General features: G+C 46.8%; 14 protein-coding genes. 7 read left to right on the top strand and 7 right to left on the bottom strand.

The features are described from left to right. Window positions 1–13 precede the first annotated feature (13 nt). Window positions 14–2455, bottom strand: coding sequence for a nitrite reductase large subunit NirB (nirB, locus tag HF638_RS09665; protein WP_169479992.1), 2442 nt, complete (start codon window positions 2453–2455; stop codon window positions 14–16). Between the two features lie 589 nt (window positions 2456–3044). Between nirB and HF638_RS09660 the strand changes: the two genes are divergently transcribed. Both HF638_RS09660 and HF638_RS09655 read left to right on the top strand, forming a co-directional pair. After that, the gene (locus tag HF638_RS09660) at window positions 3045–3638 is read left to right on the top strand and encodes an ANTAR domain-containing response regulator (RefSeq protein ID WP_169479991.1); all 594 of its coding nucleotides are present in this window, start codon (window positions 3045–3047) and stop codon (window positions 3636–3638) included. Window positions 3639–3656: 18 nt separating this feature from the next. Next, window positions 3657–4733, top strand: a complete 1077-nt coding sequence (locus HF638_RS09655) for an anthranilate phosphoribosyltransferase (RefSeq protein ID WP_169479990.1) — start codon at window positions 3657–3659, stop codon at window positions 4731–4733. Window positions 4734–4768: 35 nt separating this feature from the next. Here the strand turns inward: HF638_RS09655 and HF638_RS09650 are convergent, their stop codons facing one another. Beyond that, the gene (locus HF638_RS09650) at window positions 4769–5281 is read right to left on the bottom strand and encodes an acyl-CoA thioesterase (protein WP_026081401.1); all 513 of its coding nucleotides are present in this window, start codon (window positions 5279–5281) and stop codon (window positions 4769–4771) included. 396 nt (window positions 5282–5677) lie between these two features. Then, complete coding sequence (locus HF638_RS09645) at window positions 5678–6301, bottom strand: acetate uptake transporter (protein WP_017691635.1); 624 nt, start codon at window positions 6299–6301, stop codon at window positions 5678–5680. Window positions 6302–6734: 433 nt separating this feature from the next. Here HF638_RS09645 and HF638_RS09640 point away from each other — a divergent pair, with 433 nt between their 5' ends. Continuing rightward, window positions 6735–6911, top strand: a complete 177-nt coding sequence (locus tag HF638_RS09640) for an aspartyl-phosphate phosphatase Spo0E family protein (RefSeq protein WP_169479989.1) — start codon at window positions 6735–6737, stop codon at window positions 6909–6911. Window positions 6912–7082: 171 nt separating this feature from the next. Here the strand turns inward: HF638_RS09640 and HF638_RS09635 are convergent, their stop codons facing one another. Continuing rightward, entirely contained in the window at window positions 7083–8012 is a 930-nt protein-coding gene (locus HF638_RS09635; RefSeq protein WP_062836714.1) for a response regulator, read from the bottom strand. Between the two features lie 248 nt (window positions 8013–8260). On the opposite strand from HF638_RS09635, the gene HF638_RS09630 reads away from it, so the two are divergent. Further along, entirely contained in the window at window positions 8261–9697 is a 1437-nt protein-coding gene (locus HF638_RS09630) for an alanine/glycine:cation symporter family protein (RefSeq protein ID WP_169479988.1), read from the top strand. Window positions 9698–9849: 152 nt separating this feature from the next. Here the strand turns inward: HF638_RS09630 and HF638_RS29005 are convergent, their stop codons facing one another. After that, a complete protein-coding gene (locus tag HF638_RS29005; protein ID WP_248278099.1) occupies window positions 9850–10308 on the bottom strand; it encodes a methyl-accepting chemotaxis protein in 459 nt (152 codons plus the stop codon). Window positions 10309–10970: 662 nt separating this feature from the next. On the opposite strand from HF638_RS29005, the gene HF638_RS09620 reads away from it, so the two are divergent. Next, window positions 10971–11663 (top strand): Crp/Fnr family transcriptional regulator, encoded by a 693-nt coding sequence (locus HF638_RS09620; RefSeq protein ID WP_169479986.1) that lies wholly within the window; start codon window positions 10971–10973, stop codon window positions 11661–11663. An 82-nt stretch (window positions 11664–11745) separates the two neighbouring features. Here HF638_RS09620 and pepT read toward each other — a convergent pair whose 3' ends face one another. Then, the gene (pepT, locus tag HF638_RS09615) at window positions 11746–12984 is read right to left on the bottom strand and encodes a peptidase T (protein ID WP_169479985.1); all 1239 of its coding nucleotides are present in this window, start codon (window positions 12982–12984) and stop codon (window positions 11746–11748) included. Between the two features lie 444 nt (window positions 12985–13428). Between pepT and HF638_RS09610 the strand changes: the two genes are divergently transcribed. After that, complete coding sequence (locus HF638_RS09610; RefSeq protein ID WP_169479984.1) at window positions 13429–13623, top strand: tautomerase family protein; 195 nt, start codon at window positions 13429–13431, stop codon at window positions 13621–13623. A 44-nt stretch (window positions 13624–13667) separates the two neighbouring features. Further along, window positions 13668–14702, top strand: coding sequence for an NADH:flavin oxidoreductase/NADH oxidase (locus HF638_RS09605; protein ID WP_169479983.1), 1035 nt, complete (start codon window positions 13668–13670; stop codon window positions 14700–14702). A 268-nt stretch (window positions 14703–14970) separates the two neighbouring features. On the opposite strand, the gene HF638_RS09600 is transcribed toward HF638_RS09605, so the two are convergent. After that, the gene (locus HF638_RS09600; RefSeq protein WP_169479982.1) at window positions 14971–15738 is read right to left on the bottom strand and encodes a class I SAM-dependent methyltransferase; all 768 of its coding nucleotides are present in this window, start codon (window positions 15736–15738) and stop codon (window positions 14971–14973) included. Window positions 15739–15917: the final 179 nt, after the last annotated feature.

The raw sequence follows: 15917 nt of genomic DNA, 5'->3' as shown, positions 1-15917 counted from the left end.
TGTTCCTCCTCTTCTAGTGGGTTACCGGCTCGGCACCGGACAGTGGGGTGAAGTTTTTACGCAATTTCTCGTCTTCAATGATTTCTTTCCAAGGATCAACCGTGTGACCCAGTGTAACTTCCAGACGTTCGACCAGAGCGAGACGTACATCCCGATCCGCCAAAGCTTCTTTCACATGATCCAGACCTACCCGTTCAATCCAAGCCGCCGTTCTCTCATTCCATTTTGCGTTCTCTCTATAGTATTGCAGGTAAGAGTAAGTCCACTCTTCCACTTCCGCATCGGTCTTCACCGTACACAGCAACTCGGCTGCACGAACCTTGACTCCGGCGTTACCGCCAACATGAATCTCCCAAGCGCCATCAATGGCGACAACACCCAGATCCTTGATGGTCGCTTCAGCACAGTTCCGCGGACATCCAGATACAGCGAGTTTCACTTTAGCCGGAGCAACCATTTTGTCGAGTTTTTTCTCCAGTCGAATACCCATCTCAATGGAATCCTGTGTGCCGAATCGGCAGAACGTATTACCTACACAAGTCTTCACCGTACGCAGCGCCTTGCCATAACCGAAACCGGAAGGCATATCGAGCTCTTCCCAGATCTTCGGCAGGTTCTCCTTTTGAACACCGAGCAGATCGAGTCGTTGTCCACCCGTGAATTTCACCAATGGCACATCGTATTTCTCTGCGACAGTAGCAATCTTAATCAATTCCGCCGGGGAAGTGACACCACCATAGATCCGTGGAATAACGGAATAGGTACCGTCCTTCTGGATGTTGGCGTGATAACGTTCATTGGTGAATTTGGATACACGTTCGTCTGTGTATTCAGCCGGCCAGATCATGCCGAGATAATAATTGAGGGAAGGACGACACTTGGAGCAGCCTTCCGGTTCATTCCACCCGAGAACATTCATGACTTCTTTAACGTTTTTCAGTCCCATTTCCTTGATCTGTGCAACAATCTCATCCCGATCATAGGATGTGCAGCCACAGATGCCTTCTTTGGTCTGTTCGCCTACATTATCACCTGCGTAATACGTAAGCAGGTTTTCGATAATAGGTTTGCATCCACCGCAAGAAGCGGAAGCTTTGGTACAGGACTTGATTGCACCGAGCGTATTACAGCCTTTATTCAGTACAGCATCTCCAATGGAAGCTTTGGTAACACCGTTACAACCGCAGACGATCTCGTCATCAGGCATACTTGCCATGCGTTCTGCGACAGATGGACCCGAGCCTGAACCACCGGAAGGTACACCGAGCAAAATTTCTTTCTCCCGACCGCTGATGTTCTCACCACTCTTAATGAGGGAAAATAGAGAAGCGCCGTCTGTGGTATCTCCGAACAATACAGCTCCAATCAGCTGTCCGTCTTTGATCACCATCTTTTTGTACACACCATCAACATCATCCTGAATACGAATGCTGCGAGTGTCCGCAGCGTCTTTGAATTGTCCAGCAGAGAATACGTCGACACCGGATACTTTCAGCTTGGTAGAAGTGACCGAACCTTCATATCCTTCAGTTGCCGCGCCAGCCAGACGTTTCGCGAGCACCATACCTTGTTCATATAATGGAGCAACCAGTCCGTAGGCAATACCACGGTGTTCTGCACATTCGCCGACGGCAGAGATACTAGGAATGCTGGTGTGCATATAATCATCTACAATGACACCCCGATTCACGTCGAGGCCGGTATTACGAGCCAGTTCAATCTGAGGACGAATCCCGACAGCCATGACAACCAGATCCGCTTCAAGTACCGTTTGATCAGTAAAACGAATGGCTTTTACGCGCTGTTTCCCCGTGATTTCTTCGGTATGTTTGTTCAAAAGGAACTTCATGCCCTGCTCTTCAAGCTCCCGCTGGAGCATCAGGCCTGCCGGGAGATCCAGATTCCGGTCCATGAGATGGCCGTTAATATGAATGACAGTGACATCCATACCCAGATTGAGCAGCCCCCGCGCTGCTTCCAGTCCTAGCAATCCGCCTCCAATGACGGCAGCTTTACGATACTTTTGCGATGCTTCTATCATGGTCTCGCAATCTTTAATATCACGGAAGCCAATAACGCCTTCCTTGTTAGCGCCGGGAAGTGGGAGGATGAACGCCTGTGAACCTGTTGCCATGATCAGCTCATCATAGGATGCACGTACACCATTCTGAGATACAACTTCCTTGCGCTCGGCATCGATCTGAACGACCGGATCACCCGGGTATACCCGAATGCCGTTATCTTCGTACCAGCTCCACTCGTTGATTACAATATCTTCGATCGTTGTTCCGCCAGCCAATACAGAGGATAGCATGATACGGTTGTAGTTGGGATGCGGCTCTGCGCCGAAGACTGTAATTTCATAAGCATGCGGAGCAAGCTTAAGGATATGTTCAATTGTGCGGATTCCCGCCATGCCATTACCGACCAGCACCAGTTTTTTCGTTGTACTCATTATGATTAGCCCCCTTAGGTCCATTCTGCAAACTGCCTCGAAACCTTGTCTCTAAAATCGAAAAAGCCTGTTATGCCTCGGAGGACTGCGCATATACATACGCATCCCTTGCTCCGAGATTGCAAAACAGGCTTCATTGCCGTTTCAACCAGCTACGCCGTTGTAACTGTGATCGATTCAAATATGGAGTTGTTATGGCTTAACTATAAAAGATCCATCTATCCATGTCAAGATAGTTGACATAAAAAAGTATTTGAAATTTAAAGTTAATTATGTTTACATGAGTTTATTGGAATATCGAATGGACGACGAAGTTTTACGAGTATATCTTCATAGAATGAAGGATTTAGATGAAGTTGGCATACCGGATACGATAAACATTGTAGAAAAGGTGCCATGTACGGTGCTTTGCCCTTTTTTATTGCAGGATGATGAGGCGTGAAAAGATGATTCGAATTTTAAAATCAAGACGCAAAAATGTTACCATCTGCTTTTTGTTAGGTAATATAACACATTTATTGCTTTCATGTATTAACGCCTTAAATGTTATGGACTCTGACTATACGTAATAGGGAGGGATTGATCCATCATGCGATCTTTATTGGTCATCCGTGTACAACCAACGATACCTGCCTCATCTGATGCAATCCCTCTGACACCGGAGAGGCTGCTGGGAGCAAACGGGTACCATGTACAGGTGGCAGGCAGTGAAGCGGAGGCGCTGAAGCTGGCTCGTGAGGCGGAAGCGTCCATCTTGCACCTGTCGCTGGCTGATGTGGAATACTGGGTGAACTGCCTGGGAAAGGGGAAGTCGGATTCCCCGCTGCTTTGGTGGTGCGGGCCAGATACGGTCTCTTCTTCCGCAGAATCATGCGAGATAGAAACCTCAATTGATGGAATACTCACCCCATCGATGACTGGACCGGAGATCCACTGGAGCCTTCACTTTGCAGCCCGGCGCTACATGGAACGCAAGCAGTGGGAGCAGGAACGGAAGCAGCTGCAATCCAGGCTGGAAGATCGAAAGTGGATTGATATGGCAAAGGCTATCCTTAGTGATCTAAAGCAGATCTCCGAGGCTGAAGCCTATGACCTGTTACGTAAGAAAGCGATGGATGAACGCAAACGGATGGTCGATGTAGCTACAGCGATTGTGAAGGCACATCAACTGCTCCAGTCTTAATTGGAAGGAGGATTCTCCATGGATATGTCTCAGATACTCCGAGAGGTCGGACGTGGGAAAAGAGGCTCACGTGATCTGAATTATACAGAGGCACTGACGGTTGCAGAGAAAATCCTGAAACAGGAGGTTTCCCCTGCCCAGACGGCTGCGTTTCTAATGGCTGAACGAATGAAAATGGAAAACGTCGAGGAACTGGAAGCCTTTGTTCATGCGTGCCGTAACAGCGCGGAACGGTTCTCCGTATTTCAGAACGGATTGGACTGTGCTGGTCCCTATGACGGACGGACAAAGTCATTCATGGCTACGTTTCCGGTTGCATTTGTACTCGCGGCGGCAGGGTTGCCGGTGACTTTACATGGGAGTGATCCTTTACCACCCAAGTGGGGAGTTACGCTGTCGGTTCTGTTAAAGGAAGCGGGAATTGATACATGTAAAATGGATCGGGAAGATGCCCGGGGTGCTGCATTGCGTTCGGGTGTCATGTATGTATCCTCCGAAGAATGGTGCGAGCCTCTTCGCAAGCTTCGTCCGTTACGGGAAGAGCTGGGTTTCCGCACGGTGTTTAACACGGCAGAGAAACTCATTGATTATAACCATTCACCGTATCTGGTGTTTGGTGTGTTTCATAATACCTTTCTCGATCGGATTGCGAAGCTGCTTACTCGGTTTAACTATCGCCGTGCTTATGTGGTGCAGGGGATGGAAGGGTCTGAGGATCTGTATATTGATCGGCCAACCCGCGTATACGCCGTGGAAGATGGCGATATGAAGCTGGAACTGGTTGATCCTGCAGCCTACGAACTAGATATGCCAGTGCCGGAGCTGGTCTGGACGGCTGCGAAACAGCTTGAAGTGGCGGAAAGTGTGTTAAGCGGTGATGGTCATATCGCTTTTGTGAATCAGGTCTTGTTAAATGGAGGTTTCCGCTTGTACGCAGCGGGGCGTGTCAATTCCATCGAAGAGGGCATATACACTTGTCAGGGGTTGTTGGAGAGTGGTGCGGCGTATCGCATCTATCAGCAATGGTGTGTCTCCATGGGTGGCGAACTGCCGGATAGCAGAGCAGTGTCCATCTATCCGGCATCGTCCAGATAACCTTTTGTGCAACATTATGATGATTGAGCGTATTCTTATTCCCAAGGATAAGTAACGGTTAGGAAGTCAGCGAATTTCTTGCTCTCTTCCCGCCGTTGTTTCCGCATGGCCGCCCGATCCGGAGCGGTCTCGTATAGTTTCTTCTCTTCTTCGGTCTCCGGGATAATGCGAGGTACAATCAGTTTGCGATTATTTTCGTCCAGGGCCACAAAGGTCAAAAATGCGGTCGCCGCAATTTTCTTCTCTCCAGTCTTCAGATCCTCACGAATGACCTTCACAAAAATCTCCATGGAACTTCGTCCTGTCCAGGACGCGAACGATTCAAGCGTAACGGAATCCGTCGGGTTAATCGGGTACAGGAAATCGACGGAGTCGGTTGAAGCTGTTACGGTATTTACTCGGCATAGCTTGGAAGCGGCGATGGATGCAATATCATCGATGTAGGACATCAGCTTGCCGCCGAACAGGGTGTTATGATTGTTGACATCGGTTGGGAATACCCGTGCCGTCTTAAAACAACGCGTTTCGCGTACGTACTTTTTCTCCACCTGATCCATCTCCGTAGGTTTCGGTATCTCTCTCATGCTTTTTCCTCCTTACAGTATGGCTGCTGTGACATTTCATGTGTTGCAGGGTCTATTTTTGATCTATATAAGTTCAATTAAAGATTATTTACACTGGCCACTCCGATGACAGAACAACTCTCCGATCGCTGTTATCCCCAGATTTTTATGATTCCTTTTTATAAAGAAATAATCCGGGGATAAAGGCGACCACTCCGTTTCTTCAAGTTATTTCTGTCCTCTACGTTCCGTGTAAATGTTTAGTTTGACTTATATAGCATCCCTTAGTATAAGTTTCGGTCGGATTCGTAGTTCATTGAAGTCAGAGTGCAAAAAAACCGCCAGGCGCGGACCGGCGCGCGGGCGGTTTACTGCTGTATATTAAGCCTTGGGTTTGAAAATGCCGGACGGTTTGCCGATCGGCAAGAACGTATAGCCGAAGTGAGCGTTCAGTACCGAAGCGCCTGTACCATACAGGGACACAATTCCGATCGCCAGTTCAGCGTATGCTGCAATGGTGTGGAAAATGTGAGGAGCTACGCCGAAAGCATCAAAGGTCAAGCCAAGGAACAGGAAGTCGATCAGAATGAAGATGATAAGCAATACTTTATTCGCTTCAATAGCACCGATTGTCATGAACAAGGTGAACACCAGGTATCCGGCAAAAGCAAATCCGAGCTGCTTGCCATCGGCCTGTTCAGCAAGCGTGGAGCCGAATACGCCCATTTTGATCATCCAGTTGGCAGCCATAGCGAACCAGAAGAATGCGTACGCGCCGAAAGCCGTTGTACCAAAAGTATTGTTGCGTTTGGAATCTTGAATGCATGCGAATAACTGGGCGAATGCACCCAGGAAGATCGCCCAAGGAATAGCGTAGCTAAGTCCTTCTGTAATGCCAAGCTTCTGAGAAGAAGCGACCAGGGTTACGATTGCCAACCCAAATAATCCCATTGCGCTGGGATCGGCATTAACAATTTTGACTTTAGTCTGTGAATCGGTCTGCATGGTGATGATAAGCCTCCAATAATATCAAATCAGGATCAATGGCCGTCGTTGGCCGTCCTCTAAATTACATCATTTGTATCCGCCGGGTCCGGACACACACATCGCCCTATTGTACCTGAATGGCCCCGTTATGGAAAGGGATTTTATTACCTTTTGAGTCAATAGACTTTTGTTTTTTCAATATACACAATAACGACACAATCCGTTCTGGCTGTGAATGATGAGCTCCAACGCTAGAATCCAATCCTTGATTATTCGCTAAAATAGCGTTAAATCAGTCATTTTCGGATACGCTCTTGTGTGATAGAATAGTATTTATCAAAATTTGGAGAAGAAGACAAAACATCCTTGTCCCCTATGCCATATGTTAATCCATCTATAGATTGACAGGAAAAACTAAAATGGTTCACAGAATAAGGAGGTATCAGGGGTCATGGTTATGAGTTTGGATTTGAAAAATAAAATAGAAAAGGCCAGACATAACCTTCATATGCTGGTAGAGCATAACAAGGGTGGTCTTGGACATCCCGATGTGATTCGGCAGTCTATGGCATTGGACGAATTGATTAATGAGTATAACCGAGTTAGCCGAAACCATTCACGGGGCTGAGCCCGAATGGATTTTAATTTTATATACGGAACGAAGAAATAGATCGTAGCGCTTGGTCATACAGACGGGCATGAATATCGCCGAAATGGACAGCCTCAGTTGAGAAAGAGGTACCATCCGGCGTATTATTCATGCCCGTTTGTTTTTGCATCGTATCCATCATGCATCTGCTTAATGCAGCAATCGTTTGGCTTCCAGATATAACACCTGTACGAACTTTTTCGTATTAATGCGTGTCTGGGAAAGAGAAGGCTCCACATTGTTTTGCAGCTCCAGCATTTTCTTGCGGATTTCGGTAAAATCGAAAAATTTGGATGCATAGTTCTCGAACTTGGGATGTGTATAATCCGTTAATCCCAGAGAAACCACATGGCTCAGTGTCTGGAAGATAGCCCTGCGGACACGTTGTTCTGATGCCTTGATCTCCTTGTTAACCTCCGCGAGAGAGGCGTTCTCTCCCAGCTTGCGTACTGCTACGTTCTGAAAGATGTCTTTGAGGGATGGGAATGTATAGGGCGACAGCTTATGCTCATCTGTCTCTACCTGCTCCAGATATTCGAGCATGTCCAGCAGATCTCTGCTTCCCGCTTCGCCGATCATGCCCATCTCGGACAGCAGGAAATGTCCTGCTGTAGTAATCGTTTTGTCCGGAACCGGAGCCGCAGTGCGCTCGTTAGGGTGCAAACCGGACAATCCCTGCAATGTCCGCTGAATATCTGCGATGGATTGCTGCATCCGTAACCTCTCGCCCACCAGCCGCAGAACAGACAGAATCTCCAAGCGGTTAATCGGCTTCGTAATGTAATATTCAATGCCTAGTGAATAGGCTTCTCCGATCATATTTTTCGACTCGATCTGGGAGATCATGACGATCTTGCCCTCGAACCTTCCCTCAAGCGCCCGTACGGTCTGAATCCCGTCCCGTTGTGGCATCAACAGATCAATCAGCAGTACATCCACCTTATGTAGTTCCAACAGTTCTGCGTGAATGTGTGCTCCGTCCTCAGCTTCCCCGGCAATATCGCCAAGTCCCTCATCCTCAATAATATCCATCAACATGGAACGAACACCAGGATCATCATCCACAATAAAATAACGCATATCAGTCATTTCCTTTCTCTGCTTGCATAGAACCTGACATGTTAGGTTAAATGACAATGATTGGGCAGTTAACGCCCATTTTTAAAATAAATGTAGAGATTACATGTAGGTATTTGTCGATTTTCGTAGATGCGCTTGTAGTATAAGTAACATCTGAAAGTCTGGGTCCGATGTTGTGCAGAATGGTACAAACGTTTCATCTGACTCATCTCTGTACTCGAAATACACCATATAAAAGGGGCATACCGATGGAGCAAACAATACAAGATATTGTCGTCATTTTCAATGATTTTCTATGGTCCAAAGTGTTAATTATACTATTGGTAGTATGTGGTATATACTTCACCACCAAGACCCGATTCATGCAATTCCGCATGATTGGAGATATGGTGAAGGTGCTTCGAGAGCCGAAAAGTAAGGAACCAGGCAAAATCTCACCATTTCAGGCATTCTGTATCAGTATGGCGGCCCGCGTAGGCACAGGGAATATCACCGGTATTGCACTGGCCATCGCACTGGGGGGACCTGGGGCTGTATTCTGGATGTGGGTTATTGCGATTATCGGTTCTGCCTCCAGTTTTGTGGAGAGCACGCTGGCTCAGATCTATAAAGTGAAGGATAAGGGCGGATTCCGCGGGGGTCCGGCGTATTATATGGAGCGTGGGCTGGGGAAGCGCTGGATGGGGATTTTATTTGCCATTCTCATTACGCTTTCATTCGGCTTGGTCTTTAATGCGGTGCAGTCGAACACCATTACCGTCGCATTCGAAAACTCATTCGGTACGGATCGGTTAACGGTGGGTATCATTATGGCCGTGATATTTGCAGGAATTATTATGGGCGGTGTCAAACGGATTGCAAAAGCATCGGAGTACATCGTCGTTGTGCTCGCCGTATTGTACATTGGGGTAGCGGCTTTTGTGGTGCTGGCGAACATTACCCAGCTTCCGTCCATGATTGCGTTGATCGTGAAAAATGCCTTCGGCATCGAGCAGGTGGCAGGCGGAACGTTGGGTGCTGCGCTGATGAACGGTGTGAAACGCGGATTGTTCTCCAATGAGGCGGGCATGGGTAGTGCCCCGAATGCCGCTGCTACAGCGGATACAACACATCCGGTGAAGCAGGGACTTATTCAGGCTTTTGGTGTGCTTACAGATACGTTAGTTATATGTACAAGCACAGCCATGATTATTTTGCTATCCGGGGTGTACAAAGGTTCCGATCTGGGTGGCATTGAATTGACTCAGGCTGCTTTAAGTGTACATATTGGTCCATGGGCATCGGGATTCCTGGCGGTCATGGTGTTCCTGTTTGCCTTCAGTACGCTAATCGGAAATTATTACTATGGGGAAACCAATATTGAGTTTATCAAATCCAATAAAGTTTGGCTGTGGGTATACCGCATTTGCGTTATCGCGATGGTGGTGTTCGGTGCGGTAGCTAAAGTACAGCTGGTATGGGATTTGGCGGACCTGTTCATGGGGCTCATGGTGGTGGTGAACCTGATTGCGATTCTGATGCTGTCCAAGGTGACGTTTGAAGCACTAAAGGACTACAAGAAACAGAAAGCCGAAGGACGTGACCCGATCTTTACGCGGGACCGCATTCATATTCCGGGTGAAGTAGAGTGCTGGGAGTCGGAAGAAGAAGTGATTGGGGACAAATCAGTACGTGTAGCAAATTAAGATGATAGCTGAATTTGGTTAATAATAACCAAACGGACATAATAAACAGGACTTGGATTATCCATCATGGAAACCCAAGTCCTGTTTATCACATATTCGATGTGTCACCAGAATAACCGATATGCATCGGGAATCTGGTGACACGTTAAATTTTAGTTTTTGATCGAGTAGCTGATCAGTTGTTCCGACAGAGCTTTCATACGCTCGCCCGTGTCATTGAGCTTCTCGATGACATCTGTGAAGGAAGATACAAGCGTCGCTTGTTCCTGTGAAGAGGCTGCAATCTGGGAGACCTCAACTTCCATCTGTTTGATCACCTGTTGTACATCTCTCAGACTGGTATCAATATCACTTGTAGCTTGTTTGGCATCCACAGACAGTTTGCGTACTTCGGAAGCAACCACCCCAAAGCCAGCACCGGCTTCACCAACGCGTGCAGCTTCAATAGCGGCATTCAGGCCAAGCAAGTTGGTTTGTTCGGAGATTTCGCGAATGAACCCGGCTACTTTGTTGATTTGGGAAGAGTTCTGAACAGCAAGTCGTGTGTTTTGCAGGATCTGCTCACTGGTCGCCTGCAATTCTTCAGCATGAGCGGCAACGTGTTGTACCATATCAACGAGGTTACCATTGATAGCCTGATTTTCTTGTATAATATCTTCAAGTTGATTCTGATTGGACTGGTCATAAGATACACAGAAGACAGCAACGACTTTTTGCTGATCATCAAAGATCGGAATGTTCAGGGTATCCAGCTCAATACCAAAAACTTCTTTGGAGAGAGTAGAGAGGGTAGCTTCTCTTCCGTTTTTCAAGACGGCAAAGTTTTGGAACGAATCCAAGAGAGGCATTCCTTTTTCAAAACCAAGATCAAATTTGTCTGTCATAATGACATCTAATACTTTTTCATGATCATAAACAGTCAAACTGGCTGGCTCTCTGAGGATCTTACTAATATAAGGCATGACTTTAAGCAGTGCATCTACAACGTTCATTGAATGTGCTCATCCTTTCAATATTTAAATGAATTATTTTAACGATCTATAGAAGGCTCTATCTTTCATCGGACAGGAAGGGCTTTTCGTGAACGGCATTTTGCATGAAAAATGAACATTTTATGATTAAATTTTTAAATATTTCCCATCTAAAATGATTTATTGGATATAAGTTCTAGTTGTAACTATTTTTATATCAAGATATTTGTACGGGTTGATATCAATTATGGGACATATGTCCCTTTGGGTACGTTATATATGGCAACGGAGGGGAAGTCGGAATGAAAGAAATTATGGACTTTGGGCTAATGCGTAAGCTTGCACGTGAGAATGGACTGGATCAGGTGCTGGACGAGTCTGCACTCGCTGAGTTGCGACTGCTGGAGGCTGCCAAGGGTGAGTTGATATGTGCCAAAGGCGAGCGGCCTGAGCGATTGTATTTTCTCGTGCAGGGCAAGCTCAAGATCTATACCACCCTGCCTAACGGCAAGTCGCTGTTGCTTCGTTTCAGTACACCCCTCGCGCTTGTGGGCGATCTGGAACTGGTCAATGGCAAGGAGGCCAATAATACGGTAGAATCTGTGAGCAAAAGCCTGCTGCTTGGTATCAGCTATCGTTCTCTCCAGAATACGTATGCAGAGAATCCTAAATTTCTCCACTTCATGCTCAGTCAAGTTACGCATAAATTGTACACCTTCTCCAACCTGTCGAGTCTGAATATGTTATATCCCGTTGAGAGCCGATTTGCCAGCTATCTGTTGTCCACCATGGATCAGGATGAGACCTCTTCCGAAGAGATTCAGACCTCCAAGCTGACTGAGCTGGCGGATATGTTGGGTACCAGTTACAGACATCTGAACAGGGTCGTTCACGATCTGTGTGATCGAAATATTATTCGCAAAGTGCAGCGAAAGCTCGTGATCTGTGATCTGGAACAGCTGCGTGTCATCGCGGGAGGCAATATCTATGAGTGATAGCTTTTAAAAGTTAAGACCATAAAGAGCACCCTCCGGAATATACCAGAGGGTGCTCTTTTTGCACCGCGCTTTAAGCGGATTAGATATCTCCGTGCTGCTCAAACAATTGAGCAATCTCTACAATGACGCGGGTTGCCTTCACCATATTATCTACCGATACATATTCGAATTTGCCATGGTAGTTCTCACCGCCAGTGAAGATATTCGGTGTTGGCATGCCCATATAGGATAGCTGGGAACCATCTGTTCCTCCCCGGATGGGGCGAATAACAGGTTCGATGTCCAGCCGGGTCATGGCTTCATGGGCAATATCGACGATCTGGCGTACCGGTTCAATTTTCTCACGCATGTTATAGTACTGGTCATTCAATTCGACCGTGATGCTTTTCTCTCCGTATTTAGACTTCAGTTCATTCACGATATTCAACAGATTCGTTTTGCGCTCTTCAAACTTCTCACGGTCGAAATCACGGATGATGTAGCTCATCTTCGTCAGCTCAACGTCACCCTCCAGAGACAGCAGATGGTAGAAACCATCGTAACCGTCCGTGAATTCAGGAGCTTCCTCTACAGGCAGGCGACGATTCAATTCCATCGCAATTTTCAGAGAGTTCACCATTTTATCCTTCGCAGTTCCGGGATGTACATTGGTACCTCGTACGGTAATTTTGGCGGCAGCTGCGTTAAAGCTCTCGTATTCCAGCTCACCAAGTGGTCCACCGTCAACTGTGTAAGCATATTTGGCTCCAAAAGCAGCCACGTCAAACTTGTGCGGTCCACGGCCAATCTCTTCATCCGGAGTAAAAGCAACCCGAATCTTACCGTGTTTCACTTCCGGGTGCTCAATCAGATAGGCCATCGCCGTCATGATCTCGGCAATGCCTGCCTTATTGTCAGCACCAAGCAACGTTGTACCATCGGTTGTGATCAGCGTGTGGCCTTTATATTCGTGCAGTTCCGGGAAATCTTTGTTGGACAACACAACATCCAGTTCGGAGTTCAGCACAATGTCAGCACCGTCATAGTTATCAATAACCTGCGGTTTAACATCTTTACCTGTAAAGTCGGTCGCTGTATCAAGGTGAGCCAGGAAACCGATCACGGGAACATCTTTGTCGGTATTGGATGGCAGTGTAGCCATGACATAACCGTTCTCATCCATCGTCACTTCTTGCAGACCAATGGAGTTACATTCTTCAACGAGCAGTTTGCCCAAGGCCAGTTGGCCGGGTGTGGAAGGGCATGTCTCGCTATTTTCATCGGATTGGGTATCCATCTGAACATAAGTACTCAGTCTTTGAATTAATATATCTTTCATCTATTATCGCTCCCTAGCTTGAGTAGTATATAAGTTGAGCTACTTGTTTTACACTGATCCACTACGAGGCCAGAATAACCTTCTGATCGCTGTTATCCCCAGATTTTTTGATCCACTTTTACAAAGGTGAAAATCTGAGTATAGCGTATGCTTTCGATGCAGCTTTCTTTCAGAAAGCTTTTAGCTCCGCTTCTACAGGTTATTTCTGCCCTCTCCGTTATCGTGTAACCGTTAGTCACAACTTATGTAAATTGGGTATAGTAATTATTGTGGTTCTCTACGGTTATCATATCATGTTTTGCAGTCATTTCCAGAATGGGGCAGAACCGAAATATGTGAGGATGACTAGGTATCAAAAAGGGTACCAAGGCACAAAAATGTACGTACTTGTGTTTCTATACGTCAGGTTCATAATAAATGATGAAGAAAGGATGTGTTCAAGACATGCCATTTATCACCGTTAAGGTACTGGAAGGCAAGACGACTGAGCAGAAACGTCAGTTGATTGAACGTATGACCCAGGTAGCCTGTGAGACATTGGATGTTGATCCGAGCAAGGTCTTTATTTTCATTGAGGATCTGGAGAAGGACAATTACGGCAAGAATGGGAAGATGTTTTCGGATTTGGACAATAAGTAAGGCTTCATATACATCATGATCAAGGAACAGGAGATGCAACATAAATGACTGAGCAATTATTTTCACCCTATCAATTCAAAAGTTTGCAATTAAATAACCGTGTCGTCATGGCACCGATGTGCCAATATTCCGTGACGGCGAAGGATGGCATTCCGAACGATTGGCATCAGGTTCACTATGTGAGTCGTGCGGTTGGAGGAACTGGATTGATTGTAATTGAGATGACGGATGTCGATCCGGACGGACGCATTACCGACAATGACTTGGGGATATGGTCAGACGAGCATGTACCTGCCTTCACTAAACTTGTCGATGGAATTCATGCATACGGCTCCAAAGTAGCTATTCAGATCGCCCATGCGGGACGAAAAGCAGAGGATGCTCCACAACCGGTTGCCCCATCGGTGGTGACATTCCCGGGAGAAAAGTACAAGGAGCCTCGTGCGTTAAGTACAGAAGAAGTAGAGGCTATGGTGCAGAAGTTCGCAGACGGCGTTCGCCGCGCGGTACAAGCTGGCGTGGACGCTATTGAGTTGCACGGCGCACATGGATATCTCATTCATCAGTTCCACTCCCCGCTGATGAACCATCGTGAGGATGTGTATGGGCAGGATCTGTCCCGTTTCGGCGTTGAAGTCATTCGTGCAGTGAAAAAAGAAATGCCAGCAGACATGCCGCTGATTTTGCGGATTTCAGCTGTAGAATACGCGGATGGTGGATACGACATCGAGCATACCATTAATATCTCGCGTGCCTACCAAGATGCAGGCGTGGACATGTTCCATATTAGCTCAGGCGGCGAAGGTCCTTCCGGACAACGGAAACCGGGGAACTATCCGGGTTACCAATTGCCATTTGCCCGTCGTTTCCGTGAAGAACTGAACGTTCCTGTAATTGCAGTAGGTATGCTGGAGGATGCAGCACTGGCTCAAGCGGTTATTGGCAACGGCGATGCGGATCTGGTCGCGGTTGGTAGAGGCATGCTGCGTGATCCGTACTGGGCGAACCATGCGGCTCTGGAGTTGGGTATCAGCAAGGATCAAGCTGCCATTGCGGAGCAATATTCTCGTGGATACTAATTTGCACTAACAGTTACACTTGCCACTCCGATGACAGAATAACCTTCCGATCGCTGTTATCCTCAGATTTTTTGATTCACTTTTTCAAAGGTGAAAATCTGAGGATAAAGGCGAACGCGCTGCTTCTTCAGGCTATTTCTGTCCTCTGCGTTCTCGTGTAAATGTTATTGCAAATCTTATATAGTAAAAAAGGCCACAGCATGGGTTAAACCTCATGCTGTGGCCTTTTCTTGTATGATGAGAAGCATGTAGACTAAATTACTGATGATTACGCTCTTCGAGTCGCTTCGTATACGAATTTTTGATTCGACTGTGTAGGTGGCTGATTCGGGTTAAAGTCTGCGTATACCTTGATGTCTGAGAAACCAACCTGTTCCAGAATTAGGCGCAATTCTTCGATGCCGTACCAACGCAAGGTCAGTTGTTGCAGCTCCGTAGCAGCAAGAGCACCCTGATGCCATTGTTCGTAGCGGATCAGACTCACTTTGTACTGGTGAAGAAGGTTCACTTCAATGGTTTTCACTTCTACTGTGATCGTATCACCATCGGGTAATGAAACAATTGATGTTTCTACCGAAGAGGGTTGTGTCACATCGGGTAGAAACAGATCAAACACGAGCCTGCCTCCAGGTTCCAAATGTTGAAATAGACTACGCAATGCGTTAATCGATGCCTCTCTATCTTGAATGAGGAGCAAAGAACCTCCGGGAATGATTATTGCCTCGTATCGATATGGAAGGTCAAGGTTCTCCAGATCGGCAATGAACAGCTCAGGCATGGGTAATGCTCGATCCATACAACGAGAACGGCAAGAGTCGATCATATCGGTTGAATAATCAAGTCCGTCTACCTTCAAGCCTGCTTCAAGCAAAGGAATGAGCACTCGGCCTGATCCCGACATGGCTTCAAGGATACGTCCTTTGCAGCCCTGAAGATAATGGCGATAGAACTCAATGTCTCCTCCCAAGGAGTGTCCCACAGGTTTCGTTAGATCATAAACGGCGGTGCATAATGGACCGTAATAACGGAATGACATAGTATAGGTGTCCCCCACATGTAAATGTATTAAAACGAAAATGTGGAAGGGAAGTGAGCAGGATTATCCCTTCCGGCAACGGTTGGAATTGGATTTTTCAGAGCAGACTATCATAGGAATCACGCACCTTTTATGTAATATGTTCCAATTATAGGGTGGGGATAAAGCGGAGGTCAACT

The sequence above is a fragment of the Paenibacillus sp. SZ31 genome, from assembly GCF_012912005.1.
Lineage (GTDB): Bacteria > Bacillota > Bacilli > Paenibacillales > Paenibacillaceae > Paenibacillus.
This window is presented reverse-complemented; position numbering and strand designations above follow the sequence as displayed.